This is a genomic window from Paenibacillus pseudetheri (genome assembly GCF_924513355.1).
In the GTDB taxonomy this organism is placed as follows: Bacteria; Bacillota; Bacilli; order Paenibacillales; family Paenibacillaceae; genus Paenibacillus_AQ; species Paenibacillus_AQ pseudetheri.
The window spans coordinates 63743-78135 of record NZ_CAKMAB010000028.1 but is presented as its reverse complement, the minus strand read 5'-3'; the positions used below and the strand labels follow the sequence as shown (position 1 = coordinate 78135).

13 protein-coding genes and 1 pseudogene are annotated in these 14393 nt (G+C 43.0%); 6 read left to right on the top strand and 8 right to left on the bottom strand.

Features of this window, described 5'->3' with window-relative positions:
- Window positions 1–1194, top strand: a pseudogene (locus tag L1028_RS31750) (transposase); the annotation flags it as partial.
- Between the two features lie 473 nt (window positions 1195–1667).
- Window positions 1668–2294 carry an FMN-dependent NADH-azoreductase gene (locus L1028_RS21380; protein WP_234539380.1) on the top strand — a complete coding sequence of 209 codons (627 nt, stop codon included), beginning with the start codon at window positions 1668–1670 and terminating at the stop codon, window positions 2292–2294.
- 120 nt (window positions 2295–2414) lie between these two features.
- On the opposite strand, the gene rsgA is transcribed toward L1028_RS21380, so the two are convergent.
- The 4 genes from rsgA to L1028_RS21360 form a co-directional block, all read right to left on the bottom strand.
- Window positions 2415–3506 (bottom strand): ribosome small subunit-dependent GTPase A, encoded by a 1092-nt coding sequence (gene rsgA, locus L1028_RS21375; RefSeq protein WP_234539375.1) that lies wholly within the window; start codon window positions 3504–3506, stop codon window positions 2415–2417.
- A 496-nt stretch (window positions 3507–4002) separates the two neighbouring features.
- Entirely contained in the window at window positions 4003–4674 is a 672-nt protein-coding gene (locus tag L1028_RS21370) for an HAD family hydrolase (protein WP_234539371.1), read from the bottom strand.
- A gap of 161 nt (window positions 4675–4835) precedes the next feature.
- Window positions 4836–5291: a DUF3939 domain-containing protein gene (locus L1028_RS21365; RefSeq protein ID WP_234539369.1), complete on the bottom strand. Its 456-nt coding sequence runs from the start codon at window positions 5289–5291 to the stop codon at window positions 4836–4838.
- A gap of 121 nt (window positions 5292–5412) precedes the next feature.
- Window positions 5413–6009 (bottom strand): DUF2087 domain-containing protein, encoded by a 597-nt coding sequence (locus L1028_RS21360; RefSeq protein ID WP_234539366.1) that lies wholly within the window; start codon window positions 6007–6009, stop codon window positions 5413–5415.
- Window positions 6010–6189: 180 nt separating this feature from the next.
- Here L1028_RS21360 and L1028_RS21355 point away from each other — a divergent pair, with 180 nt between their 5' ends.
- Both L1028_RS21355 and L1028_RS21350 read left to right on the top strand, forming a co-directional pair.
- A complete protein-coding gene (locus L1028_RS21355; RefSeq protein ID WP_234539365.1) occupies window positions 6190–7194 on the top strand; it encodes a YpdA family putative bacillithiol disulfide reductase in 1005 nt (334 codons plus the stop codon).
- A gap of 1 nt (window position 7195) precedes the next feature.
- On the top strand, window positions 7196–7639 hold the full coding sequence (locus tag L1028_RS21350; RefSeq protein WP_042188929.1) for a DUF441 domain-containing protein: 444 nt from the start codon (window positions 7196–7198) through the stop codon (window positions 7637–7639).
- A gap of 74 nt (window positions 7640–7713) precedes the next feature.
- Here the strand turns inward: L1028_RS21350 and L1028_RS21345 are convergent, their stop codons facing one another.
- The 3 genes from L1028_RS21345 to L1028_RS21335 all read right to left on the bottom strand — a co-directional run bounded on the left by L1028_RS21345 (window position 7714) and on the right by L1028_RS21335 (window position 11045).
- Window positions 7714–8652, bottom strand: coding sequence for a DUF4179 domain-containing protein (locus L1028_RS21345; protein WP_234539363.1), 939 nt, complete (start codon window positions 8650–8652; stop codon window positions 7714–7716).
- On the bottom strand, window positions 8645–9163 hold the full coding sequence (locus L1028_RS21340) for a sigma-70 family RNA polymerase sigma factor (protein WP_234539360.1): 519 nt from the start codon (window positions 9161–9163) through the stop codon (window positions 8645–8647). The genes L1028_RS21345 and L1028_RS21340 overlap by 8 nt, the downstream gene beginning before the upstream one ends.
- A gap of 133 nt (window positions 9164–9296) precedes the next feature.
- Window positions 9297–11045, bottom strand: a complete 1749-nt coding sequence (locus L1028_RS21335; protein WP_279306896.1) for an ABC transporter ATP-binding protein — start codon at window positions 11043–11045, stop codon at window positions 9297–9299.
- Window positions 11046–11169: 124 nt separating this feature from the next.
- Here L1028_RS21335 and L1028_RS21330 point away from each other — a divergent pair, with 124 nt between their 5' ends.
- The gene (locus L1028_RS21330) at window positions 11170–11685 is read left to right on the top strand and encodes a hypothetical protein (RefSeq protein WP_042128412.1); all 516 of its coding nucleotides are present in this window, start codon (window positions 11170–11172) and stop codon (window positions 11683–11685) included.
- Window positions 11686–11760: 75 nt separating this feature from the next.
- On the opposite strand, the gene L1028_RS21325 is transcribed toward L1028_RS21330, so the two are convergent.
- Window positions 11761–12078 (bottom strand): HesB/YadR/YfhF family protein, encoded by a 318-nt coding sequence (locus L1028_RS21325; RefSeq protein WP_234539355.1) that lies wholly within the window; start codon window positions 12076–12078, stop codon window positions 11761–11763.
- Between the two features lie 546 nt (window positions 12079–12624).
- On the opposite strand from L1028_RS21325, the gene L1028_RS21320 reads away from it, so the two are divergent.
- Window positions 12625–14373, top strand: coding sequence for an ABC transporter ATP-binding protein (locus L1028_RS21320; protein ID WP_234539352.1), 1749 nt, complete (start codon window positions 12625–12627; stop codon window positions 14371–14373).
- Window positions 14374–14393 lie beyond the last annotated feature (20 nt).

Below are 14393 nucleotides of genomic sequence, written 5' to 3'. Positions count from 1 at the left end.
ATCGCTTCCGTTCCCAGCGGATGAAAAGCGTCCTAGAGACGGTATTTACCGCCGTGCTTCAGTTTCTGGCTGACGAAAAATATGTTTCTTTGGAGCATTACTTTCTGGACGGAACCAAAATGGAGGCGAACGCCAATCGCTACACATTTGTGTGGGGCAAAGCGGTCAGCAAACACAAGGCCAAACTCCAAGAAAAGGTACATACCCTGTTTGCGACCATCGAAGCCGCAGAGCATCAGGAAGAGCAGGAGTTCCAAGGCAAGGACCTCGCTGAACTCGGCACGGGTACCAAAATAAGCAGTGTGAAACTCGAACAAGCTGTGCAAAAACTTGAAGCTCAGCTTGTCGAAACACCGAAAAACAAACCTCTGAAAAAGGCTATTCGGAAGCTGCGTAAGGATTTGCTTCCCCGGCTGTTGAAGTACGAACAGTACCAAAAGCTGCTTGGTGACCGAAATAGCTTCAGCAAGACCGATTCAGATTTATGCGAATGAAAGAAGACCACATGCGAAATGGTCAACTTAAACCGGGTTACAATGTACAAATTGGGACCGATACCCGCTGCTTACAGCCACACATGGAGAAAACAAGGCAGATCCTTGGGAAACTTCCGAAGACAGTGATTGCGGATGCGGGCTACGGCAGTGAAGAAAACTACGCCTACCTGGAAAAGAAAGAGATTCAGGCGGTAGTGAAATACGGAAGCTACCATAAGGAAAAGAGCAAAGCATGGAAAGCGAATGACGTACGACGAAGCCGAGGATAGCTGGAAATGCCCGGCTGGACAAACGCTACATTTCCGCAAAGAAAGCAAAGAAATCTTAGAGAGTGGATACAAAATTCGGAAACGTCATTACCGAAGCCAGAACTGTGAAGGGTGTCCGCTAAAAGAACGCTACACGAAGGCAACCGGTAATCGGGAAGTCATGGTGAGTCTAGAGCGGTTGCGGTTGCGGTACCATAAGCAGGCCCGAGAAATGCTACGGAGCGAGGAAGGTTACCTATTTAGCCGTACGGCGAATGACGGAACCGGAAAGCGTATTTGGACAACTGAAGAACAACCGGGGATTCCGGCGTTTTCTGCTTCGCGGCATAGAAAAAGTGACGCTTGAGGTCGGTTGGCTTTCACTTGCCCGTAATTTACAGAAACAAGCTGCAAATGACCAAAAACGCAGAGCAGCGATTCTCCAATAACAGGAGATTCGCTGCTCTGTTGACGTTTTAAACTTTTAAGAGGATAGAGAGACTATCTCCGCTAGTAGAATATCTACTTATGGGGCAGCCCCTTTTAAGTTTTGCAGCTTTAGTAATATGATTACAGGAGCATGGGGCAATTTCAGCTAATCTTATAGTTCTTATTCTCTGCTTTTTCAGCTTTCTGTATTCGAAGTTTAAAGAGTCTCACTAAATTTTGGCGTGTATGCTCTTCGTGACAGCTATCCAATTTCTTAATGATAAACCGATCAATGGACATGTCCATCGCTCCTTTTAATTCATTCAGATCCTTATGTGTATAGGGAATATTTTCCTGTTTTCTTGTAAGTTTATTAACCGGGATTTCTAACTTTTAAACTAAAAATTACGAAAAAATAATTTACAAACAAAAGAATACATGCTATCTTATTTATAGTTAATATTAAATACACACATCCAAGGGAGCAATCATAATGTCTAATGTTTTATTTATCAAAGCAAATAACCGTCCAGCAGAACAATCCGTAAGTGTTAAGCTTTACAATGAATTCTTGGAGAACTACAAACTCAACAATCCAGAAGATGAAATCACTGAACTTGATCTGTTCGCAGAGCAACTTCCTTACTACGACAATACCTTGATCACTGGTATGTACAAGTCTGCTCAAGGTTACGAGCTAACAGCTGAAGAAGCAGCAGGTGCTGCTCTAGTTAATAAATATCTGGAACAGTTTATCGCTGCTGATAAAGTAGTATTCGGTTTCCCACTGTGGAACATGACTGTACCAGCTGTATTGCATACTTATGTCGATTACCTTTGCCAAGCTGGCAAAACATTCTCTTACACTGCTGAGGGTCCAGTTGGTCTTTTGACAGGTAAAAAAGCAATCGTTCTGAACGCTAGAGGTGGCATTTATTCCGAAGGTCCTGCAGCAAGTGCTGAAATGGCTGTAAACTTCATCGTTGGTAACCTTAACCTTTGGGGTATCAAAGATATTACTCAAGTAATCATCGAAGGTCACAACCAACTTCCTGCACAATCCGCTGAAATCATTGAGAACGGATTACAATTGGCTAAGGAAACTGCTGCATCGTTCTAATACAAGCCTAGAATAGTATTCAGTATAAAAGGGTGACCCTGAGCTCAGGGTCACCCTTTTTTTGACTTTCCAGCCTATTTGTACACTACTCTTGTCCCCGTCGCTGTCTGTAAAGTTCTTCTAATACTCATCTAGTTCTTTACGCCAACCGTACCCTCTAGTCCTTGTCGAATTAACTTTAGAAGAAGCTGCAGTTTTTCTCTTGAGCTTCACCTCTTTGGTGCTTTGGTACAGCAGCTCCCGCTGTGTCTTTCGATAGTTCAGCAGTCTCTTCTCTTCCAGCTCACCGGTTTGAACCGCTTCAAGTACCGCACAACCCTCCTCACGTTCATGTCTACAGTTACTAAACCGGCATGCAGCAGCTAAGCTGCTAATATCACTGAACGCCAGATCTAATCCACCCTCATCTTCCCACAGCTGCAGCTCACGCATCCCTGGTGTGTCCACTATGATTCCTCCGTCCGGCATAATAAACAGTTCACGGTGGGTAGTAGTATGGCGTCCACGGCTATCGCCTTCTCTTACATCCTGTGTAAGCTGTAGATTTTTTCCACATAACCAGTTGACCATCGTTGATTTGCCGCAGCCTGATGAGCCCGTTAGAGCTACTGTCTGTCCACTCCCGATGTAAGGCAGCAGTTTCTCACGGCCATTATCTTGCAGTGCACTAACCGCATGAACTGGCACACCTGGAGCAGCGCTTTCCATTTCGGCGATTTTACTCTCTGCATCTAGGCAAAGATCCGCTTTGGTCAATAAAATGACTGGATTGGCCCCGCTGTTCCAAGCCATGATTAAGTATCTCTCCATCCGCCGAACATTAAAGTCATCATTCAAAGCACTGACCAAAAATAAAGTGTCTACATTCGAGGCAACAATCTGCTCCTCTTGTGTGTTACCAGCTACCTTGCGTGAGATGACACTATGCCGAGGCAATATCCCATGTAAAATCGCATGCTCGCCGCCATCTTGCATTGAAAGAGCCACCCAGTCGCCGATCGCTGGAAAATCACCTGAAGCGACAAACGTATGTCTCAGCTTGCCTGATAGCTCACCCCATGTTTCTCCCGAATCAGTCATCACCCTATACTTACTGCCAAAATCGCCTACAATTCTTCCGGGAACAAGCCGTTTATCCTCCGTCTCTTTCCACTTTTCATCCCATTTTGAACTCCAATTTTCATTCCAACCATATTGCTGTATGTTAGTCATTTGAATCCTCCTAAAGATCTGTTTAAGTTTTTGTCTTTATTCACCATGTACTGCCAGCATTTTCCGAGAACACAAAAAGCCGTCGGAATATAAGACTCCGGCGGCGGTCACACTTCATGAACTCTTCTAGGACGAAAAGGACAAAAAGTGTACACATAATCAGAAAAATTTCTCATCCTAAAGACTAGGATAAGTTCATTTTCCCGTGCGATATATAGAGAAATAGTCAATTAACTACAATTCCTATCGATTCTATATACGCAAAAAAGCCACCGGACCCAATACGGTTCCCGCGGCTCTAATAAGCGTAATAGAGCTTACCTGCTAAACTGCACGAATAACTTATTCGGCAGCCGCTGTTCCCGGAAGACACGTATCCACAACAGTTGAGTTCATTACATTTAAAACTGTCATAAAACATCGTCTCCTTCCGAAATAAGATGCTGTTATCATAAACGGCGCTGCCGTATAATGTCAACTATAAATTTTGATAAAATTACAAAATGGACTTAAGCTCATTCAACTCGTAGATTATCTTCCAAGGTTGTATGTCCAATTGCTCGTCCCAGGCATGTTTTCTTTGCAGCCAAACGCCTTGTAGCCCTGCTTTCCCCGCACCCCAGATATCATTCACCGGGTGATCTCCAATAAACAATGTCTGATCCGCAGTAACTCCCAATCTGTCTAATGCAAGTTGATAAATCTTAGGATCGGGTTTAGCGATTCCTACTTCTCCAGAAATGACAATAGCCTTGAAGTACTCTCGCAGGCCCAGGGTATCAATTTTGGTGTTCTGGATATCTACTTTGCCGTTGGTAACCAGACCAAGTATATAACCGCGCTCCTTGCAGTACTTCAGAACATCCACAGCATCCTTCATCGTAGCACCATGATTGATATAGCTTGCATCATAATACGCACGAATATGTTCAGCCGTAGCTGGCGTTTCCCAAGGCAGTACCTCGCTTAGCTCTACGAAGAATCCGTCCTTATCACGGTATCCATCAGCATCTCTGTGAATCATATCTTCTATTACCTTCTGTGCTTCTTCAGCTTCCAAATGTCCTAGAAAATCCTGAACAAACTGAGTACTAAAACTGCGAAATGTATGGTCACGATCCATTAAAGTATTATCCAAATCAAATAATATGGCTTGTACTTCTTTCATCAAGCGATTCCCCTTATATGCTGTTGATTATAAAAATTTAACTTACAGAAATCTATTGTACTATGCCTTTGGAGACAATGAAAAGACCATTCTGTAAAAAGGAACAGTTATCTCCCCTTCTACCGAACAGTCTTTATAGGCATTATATTTGATTTATTCATTTACTCAAAATGCTCCGCTCGATGTGTCAGCATCATTTCCTCTTCCGTGATATACAGTGGGAAAGGAGGGGTTTCTTTGAGATAGCTTTCTGTGGCTAGCAATCGATAATGGACTTCAGGTAACCAAGCATCTTCAACAAGTGGCAGCTGACCTGTATCACTGATGTAATTGTCGACAGCGGACTGAACCATATCAAGGTAATACGGAACTAGCTTATCTTGTTCCTCGAAAACTTCATACGTCTCACGTGACATATAGAAATTTTGGTCTGGAACCCCACCTAAATATCGTTGTAGTCGGCTCAAATCTATTCTTTTGTCGTCAAGGATTAAGGCTGTTCTATTAATGAGTGCAGGCATATCTTCTTCAAACTGTCTGATCGCCTGCTTGACTTGATTTAAGGTAACGGTGACGTGATCGGATTGGGGTTGTTTTTTTGCGCGTTTGAAAAACATAAGACAAGTCTCCTTTCGAAAAACCATCTTTGTTAACGCTTACAATTCTATTATATTCGAATTCCTCCCTCATAATCAGCATATTTCCAATCGGCACAAATTGTTAACAACTTTATGATCATTATTTGACATCTTCCCACCGTGTCCAAATTTCTTGGGGATTAAGTTCATATTTATCATTCTCACGATACATAAACTGATGCATAATAAATTCACGCCGAATGGTAGCAAAATCTTCATGGAACTGCTTAATAAACTCGTTAATTTCCTTCTCACTATAAACTACCCCTGGCTCTAGCTTCTCAACCATGTACTGAAATGCGATCAGTTTCTTCTTATATTGTGCCGGGATCTGCCGAAGCCGCCCATCCTTCGAAAAAAAGTTACGCAGCACAGACTCCTTTAGACTATTTTCAGGTGATTTCTCTTCCATATTTCTCGCTCCTTTCGAAAAAATAAACTGAAGTGAAGCCTCAGCGCCACTACTAATGAAATCTGGATTCAACTTAAAATAAACTGTATTTTTGTCACGCCGTTCCTTTATTAGAGCTGCTTCACGCAATTTCGCTGCATGATGAGTTACCGTTGGGTGTGATAAATTCAATTTCTCAGCCAGCGCTTGTCCGTGCATTTCTCCTTGCGACAGAAGCAACAATAAACGAAGACGCGTTGGGTCAGCCAAAGCTTTATGATAGTTCACTATTTTTTCTAACTGCATTGGAATCACACTCCTTCACCTTCATAAGCCAGGAACACATTAGATATATATCTAATTATATAACAATCTACATTATGCTTGCAATGGTTATTGTGTTTAATCTTATGCTTATGGCAAAATGAATGAATTTAGGGTAGGATTTAAAGAAAAGATAGTAACAATCAGGAGGTAACCCACTGTATGAAAGATGTAATTATTATCGGTGCAGGTCCTTGCGGCCTCTCGGCAGCTATCGAATGCCAGCGCCAAGGACTGTCCTGTCTCATTATTGAAAAAAGCTTTATCGTTCACTCCATTTTTTTGTATCCAACAAATATGCAATTCTTCAGTACTGCTGAGTTATTAGAAATCGGAGACGTTCCTTTCACCTCGACCAATGATAAACCATACCGTCATGAAGCTCTTGTCTATTACCGCCGGGCTGCGAAGCAGTATGGTCTAGATATCGCCGCTTACGAAGAAGCGTTATCCATTGAGCCTCTGGAAGATGGAACCTATGCTGTACATACGTCCAATATGCGTGGTGAGCATCACACACGTATCACTGCAAATGTCGTTATCGCTACAGGTTATTTTGATCAACCGAATATGATCGGTATTCCAGGGGAAGAACTTCCTAAAGTTACCCACTATTTCGGTGAAGCACATCCATATACAGGGATGAAAGTTACTGTCATTGGTGGCAGTAATTCTGCGGTAGATGCAGCACTGGAGCTTATGCGTGTTGGAGCTACAGTCGATATGGTCTATCGTGGTGAGAGCATTTCCTCGAATATTAAGCCTTGGGTTCGGCCAATCTTTGAAGGGATGGTACAAAAGGGTAAGATCACTCTGCATCTGGAATCACGTGTTACTGAAATTACGGCTAGTTCGGTTATTGTTACGAGTCATAATGGAGACAAAAAATCCATAGATAATGATTTCGTCCTTGCTTTAACTGGCTTCCGGCCTAGCCGGGTGCTTCTCACTTCTGCCGGCGTAGTTATGGATGACGATATGGATAAGCCAGCATTTAATCCTTCAACTATGGAAAGTAATGTTTCAGGTCTTTATGTTGCTGGAGTAATCGCTTCAGGCCGTAATGCGAATGAAGTATTTATTGAGACAGGTCGTGGGCATGGTAAACTTATCGCTGATCACATTCTTGCGAAGCGCAGTTCTCACAATAAGGAGTTGAACGTTTAAGATGGACATGACCTCTTTGCTTTTGCTTGGTCTTGCTGCGCTCGGTATTATAAGCAGTAATTCCCCTGTAACAATAGCAATGGTCGTCCTACTACTGCTAAGAGTTCTTGGCCTGCAGCAGACCTTCCCTTGGCTTGAGAAATATGGTTTAACCATCGGGATTATCATTCTTACGATCGGGGTTATGACACCTTTGGCCAGCGGTAAAATATCGCTACAGATGGTCGGTCAGTCCTTCCTCCACTGGAAGTCTCTTCTTGCGATTGCGATCGGCATTCTCGTCGCTTATCTTGGTGGGCGCGGAGCCATCCTTATGACCAACCAGCCCACAGTTGTTGCGGGGCTCCTGATCGGAACAGTGATTGGCGTTGCATTGTTCAAGGGTGTCCCAGTAGGACCGCTTATCGCAGCCGGTATATTGTCGCTCTTGATTGGCAAAATGTAACCGGTGAGCAACCATTCAAACAAAAATAGAGCAGCAATCTCCACTATCGAGAGAATTGCTGCTCTACTTTATTTTTATTCAGCCTGAGAAATGGACTGTGGAATTTCCTGAGACGATCGTTTTTCTACAAACAAAAGATCACCAACCCCATGCTCTGTTTGAATTTTTTTCAGTTGGGCCAAAGCTTCTGCTTCCGTATTGAAATACCCAGCTTCCACTAGGAATAATCCCTTCTGATCCTTTAATACGCGCACGTTCTCTAACCCGAATAACATCTCTTCAGCCATGCCTTGACTCTCGCCGGAAGGTTCTGAGACCGTTCTAAGCGAATATATTGAAGTGTCTTCCCCCACATCCCCCTTCTTATCCTTTAATGTAATTGCCACCTGTGCTGGCTCCTTATATTCCTTCACCTCATAAGCGACTGGCTCTTTGAAGGTAACATTGAAACGTATGGCTGAGTCATCCAAAGTAATTAAACGATAAGCATCCTGAACATACTTGCTTTGTTTTAATGTCTCTAGATCTTTAATTGCTGAGAAATTTCTCGCCCCATTCACGGTTACGGTCATTGTAGAAGGATTGTCTGTGAATTTTACGTTATAAGAGCTTGCAAGGTCTTGTGTATTTTCCGAATTTGCGAAGTTCAAAATCATTTGATCACTGTTCTTCTGATGTTTCAACGAAATGAAATTAACGTCTACTCCATCCTGAATCGTACCGCCTCCTGCACTTCCATCCGTAAATTTCAATACACTTACCAGCTTACCGAGAACTGGCACATCATTCATACTATCAGCGAAGGCTGGCACCGTATTTACACCTACTGTAAAAGAAATAATAACTGCTGCTGCAACTGATCCTGTCCATTTTAATCCACTCATTTTTATTCCTCTTTTCTGTTGTTTATGAAGTTTTCCTCTTTCAATCCCTTTACGAGAAGCTTGTGATAGCTCTTCAGGGATTTCAATATCGTTGTATGCTTTCTGTAACCGTTCAAGTTGATTATCCAAAGTACTCACTTCCCTTCATATTTATTTTCAATTTCCCTAAACCCCGATAGATGACGGTTTTAACAGAACTCTCTGGCATTTCCAATACCCCCGCAATATCTTTAATAGGTAAGTCTTCAAAATATCTCATTACAATGATCATTCTTGATCTTTTATCAAGGACTCTTAACGCCTCCTGCAGATCAATGACATCCTCTATGGGTTCTGATGTGTAGCTGCCTTCCGGATTTTTCTCCATATACACGATTTTTTTAGATTTCCGGATAAAATCCAAGGCACAATTGACAGCTATTTTAGTAAGCCAAGTTTTAAAATATTGAGGTTGCTGCAGTTTATGAATAGAGATGTACGCTTTATAGACGGTCTCCTGCACAATTTCCAGCGCATCATCCTTATTCCTCACATAGGAGTACGCCATACGGTAAAGACGCTCTTGCATCCCATCTATCAATGCAGTAAAGCTGTCTTCATCACCCGCTATCGCCTTTTCCTCCAGCTCTGTTGTATTCAAATTCTCACTACCTTTCATGTTGCTTATATTTTTTAGACGCACGTGATATTCAAAAAGACTCAAATGGATTTAAAAAAATGGCCCTCTCTCCCGAGAAGACCACCTAAGTAATTTATTATAATGTTATATCTTATCATGTATCCAAATGCTGTACGTTAAACAATCTCGCATAACTTCCGTCTAGTCCCATCAGTTCTTCATGTGTACCACGTTCTGTGATTTCACCGTTCTCAAGCACCACGATCTGATCAGCATGTGTAATGGTAGACAGTCTATGCGCAACAATTAGTGTAGTACGTTCCGACGAGAGGGATTGCAGCGCTTGTTGAATTAAGTGCTCTGATTCCAGATCCAGCGCTGACGTAGCTTCGTCTAAGATAAGAACCTTCGGGTCTTTAAGAAACACCCTTGCTATGGCTACCCGTTGCTTTTGTCCACCAGACAGCTTCACTCCACGTTCTCCCACTTCTGTATCATAGCCTAACGGCAGCTGCTCAATAAAATCATGCGCATTGGCAGCTTTCGCCGCCGAGAGGACTTGTTCCTCTGTAGCATTAGGATTGCCGAACAAGATGTTATCTCGTACAGACCCACTAAATAAGAAATTATCTTGAAGCACCATCCCAACGGCTCTTCGCAAACTCTCCTGCGTCAAACCTTGTACATCCTGACCATCCATCTGAAGGCTGCCTTTGCTGATATCATAGAATCGCGGGATCAAGCTTATAAGAGAGGACTTCCCACCACCACTCATTCCGACAAAAGCAACCGTCTGTCCAGGTTTGATACTTAAATTGATATCCTTCAGTACCCAATCATTCTCTTCGTTGTATTTGAACCAAACATTATGAAAATCAATTTCACCACGTGCATTCGTCAGAGGTCTTGCTCCTGGTTTATCCACGATATCATAAGGCTCTTCTAGCAGCTCAAGCACCCGTTCAAGGGAAGCCGAGGCTTGTGTGAGCACTGTCGAGGAATTAATCAATCGACGCAGCGGCGCATACATCCGGTCCAAGTAGCCGAAGAAAGCAACAAAGGTTCCCACTGTCAAATTGCCATGAATCACTTGATATCCACCGTATCCGATGACTAGCAGTGGTGCAATATCCGTTAGTGTGTTAATAATCGCGAAGGTAATCGCATTCCAACGGGTTTGAGCCATTGCTTTTTTGAGAAAGTTACCGTTGATATCTTCGAACTGCTTTTGGTCCACTTTTTCCATGGTGAAGCTGCGGATGATCGAAATGCCTTGAATCCGTTCATGAAGGTAGCCTTGAATGCCAGCCAAAGCCTGTGAACGGTCTTTGGTTAACACCTTAAGTCGTTTATATAGTTTACTTACCGCGAAGGCGTAAAACGGAAGTACAGCGATAGATACTAACGCCAGCACTGGATTCAAATAAAACATAAAACCAAGCGCAAACACTAACGTAAATAAATCCAACCATACATTCATCATTCCGACTTCTACTAAATTTTTGGTCTGTTCCACGTCATTTATAAATCTCGAAATCGCTTCGCCCACTTTTGTATTCTGATAATACCGCAGCGACAACCGCTGTAAGTGACTGTATAGCTTATTCCGTATATCGAACAATATCTTACTTGTGATCAGCTGGGCAAAATACTGCCGGTAATACTCCACCGGTCCCCTTACAATTACGAATAAAACAAAAGCGCCTCCGAGGATGAGCATCAATTGCGATACCCGCTCCTCAATACTCATCGCAGGGTTCATCAGCAGATCATCGACTACGTATTTCAGAATCATAGGCAGTGTCAACGGGATGCTGAACTTGATCATACCTATAAAGAGCGTAAACACAATCCATTTCATGTAAGGACGTACAAAAGTAAAATATGATTTCCATTGCTTCACAGGGATATTCTGTCCTTTCTCTTTACTGAGTTGCTAAGTACAGTTGACTTTTGCGCTCTACAGTGTTTTTATATTTTTAAGTCCATAAGTACGATAGCAGTACCCGAACTTCAGGAGGATAAAGATGTCTAGACAATTTGTGACGGAAGCCGTCATGATGGCGATTTACGGCCAGCTTCTCATATCGAGCAGCCCTGTAGAATATATAGTGCCTTATACGACCGTGATGGAATTATACGAACTGAGGGACAGTGATGATCCGTTAATGAACCGTCCAGATGATGACAAGCATGTTAAACTCAAGATTGGTGAGCTCATAGCATATTTCGAAGAGCCGCTGAATGCTAAAAAAATTAACCGCTGTTTGGCCGTTCCTTGGGCAAAAAGCTCTGGTATTCTGCTCGGCGGACAATCCAAGATTACCATCATTAACAGCATGGATACCGCTGTCTACGGCGAAACGTTCGATCCTATCGAAACGGAGCTTCTATTGTCCTCTCAACGTGAAAAGGTGCCTATTCTTACCGATCAATTTGAGCTGATTCAACGCATTATTGAAGGTGGCGTCCCTGTTCAAGTATACGACATTGACGATTTCGATTTTGCTATGGAGGAAGAAACGTTTCGCAATTCGCACTGATTATATCAACGTAGAAAGAGCCCCTGCCTTTTGGCAAGGGCTTTTCACATTAGTAAAAAAACAAAATTAAGACATTTAAACCTGTACTCCGCCAGGCACCGATTTGGCTTCATACTTATATTCAATGTCATCCTCTGCCTCAGAATACACAATAGTTAAGCCGTAGCCTTCCATATACCATAAGTCCTGCTCTTCCATGTAGAACACAATACCTTCTTGTTCAACTTGTATTGCCGGACGTCCAGGTGCCTCCGTCCCGATACCCAGTGAGAAACCAGGGTGAAGTCCACCTCCCGAGCTATAGCGGGGAAATAAACGAATACAGTCTCCATTCTTAAGATCCAGTTCTCTTTTAAACCAAGCTGCCGCTGCTTGACTAATTTCCATGTTCATCTCTCTCAGCTCCTTTGTATAGTCTAATCATACTGAAAATGAATCGATATTCAAACACCTTTATACAATTAATGTTTTCCCAAGCTCTTCAAAAATTAATTTGACAACTTTGCGAAGCGAGTGATAAACTCTGAACATAACTTACCGTCTACTAGTTATTACCAAAAGTTATTATTAAATCAATGAAAGGGGTGAGCGCGGTGTTTACGAAGTTACAGCCATATCAAATTACTATTGTTGGAATTTCCAATCAACCGAATACCGAAGCAGCCCAAGTGGTGAAACCATCCTGAAGTTCCTTGCGAGTGTAATTGATCGCATAACTTTAGTTCTTGAAGGTCTCTCACATGCCTGGTGCTGTATAGCACCGTGCGCATGATAGCTGTAAATTACAGGCATATCGTCCGTTTTCGGATGATATGCCTTTTTTGTCGGTTGTCATCTTTGAAGGACGACAACGTCGTTTTTTCTTGGCTGTTGAGATAACCACTTGCGCTTTTTTCCAACATCACAGCTAGTACTTTAACTCGAAAGGAAGGGATTTACTTGTTCTCCGTTCTCCGTAATCTCGGCTGGTTCTTTCGCCGAGAAAAAAGGCGTTACCTGATTGGCCTTATCTTACTTATTGGTGTAGGTGTTCTTGAATTATTCCCCCCACGTCTGCTAGGCAATGCCATTGACGACATAGTACGCGGTTCTATTACTACAGCATCGTTAACCAAGTATATCGGTATGATCCTCATTTTGCTGCTAGTCATTTATTGGATTACCTACATATGGATGCACAAATTATTCGGAGGCTCTAACCTCGTAGAGCGCCTGCTGCGCTCGAGATTTATGAATCATTTGATGACCATGACCCCGTCGTTTTTCGAACGCAATAGAACCGGCGACCTGATGGCGCGGGCAACCAATGATATCAGAGCTGTCTCAGCTACCGTTGGATTCGGAATGCTCACCCTGGTGGATTCTACAATTTACCTTACTGTCGTACTATTCGCGATGGGTTTTCTTGTCAGCTGGAAGCTGACTCTTGCAGCTGTCTTACCATTACCACTAATTGCAATAGCTATGATTTTTTATGGTAAAGCGATCCATGATCGTTACAGCTTAGCACAAGATGCGTTCGGAGATATGAATGATCAGGTTCTCGAATCTGTCTCAGGTGTGCGAGTTATCCGTGCCTATGTACAAGAAAGACTTGATGAGAAGCGATTCTCGGATATTACAGAAGATGTATACAACAAGAACATGGCCGTCGCCCGTGTCGATGCCTTCTTCGAACCGACGATTCGGTTCTGCGTAGGGCTCAGCTACATCATCGGTCTTACCTATGGAATTTATCTTGTGTTCCGTAATCAGATCACCCTAGGTGATCTTGTCTCCTTTAATATGTACCTCGGAATGATCGTTTGGCCGATGTTCGCTATTGGAGAGCTTATTAACATCATGCAACGTGGTGGCGCTTCTCTCGAACGTATTGATGAGACGCTAAACTCCAAAGCGGATGTTCAGAGTGCTGCCAATCCGGTTCAAGTTGCTAATCCTACCCGAATTGAACTTAACGATGTGACCTTCCGTTATCCCTCATCGACGATTGACAATCTAACCAATGTTAGTCTGACCTTGAACCAAGGGCAAACACTAGGTGTAGTCGGTCGTACGGGAAGCGGTAAATCAACGCTCCTCAAACAGCTGCTCCGTGAATATCCGACAGGCAATGGTGAAATTCTTATCTCTGGTGTTCCTATTCAACAGATTTCATTGGATCAACTGCACAGCTGGATGGGTTATGTTCCTCAAGAACAGATCCTTTTCTCCAAATCAGTACGTCAGAATATTCAATTTGGTCTAGACAACGCGGATGACGATACGATCATGAAAGCTATCACAGCTGCCGCCTTCCAAAATGACTTAGGAACTTTATCCGATGGTCTAGATACGTTGGTTGGTGAACGTGGAGTATCCTTATCCGGTGGACAAAAACAACGTGTATCCTTATCCAGAGCCTTTATTGCAAATCCAGATGTACTGATTCTGGACGATGCCTTATCCGCTGTTGACGCTCGTACTGAAGCTCAGATCATTGAGAATATTCGCCAAGAGCGTGCGGGAAAGACTACATTGATCTCTACGCACCGCCTCTCTGCTGTTCAACATGCCGACATGATCATCGTACTTGATAACGGACATATCGTGGAACGTGGTACGCATCAGGAGCTATTGGATATGAACGGCTGGTACCGCGAGCAGTATGACCGGCAGCAAGTAGAGAATAATTTATCCAATGATTAAAGACATACTAGCTATGACTA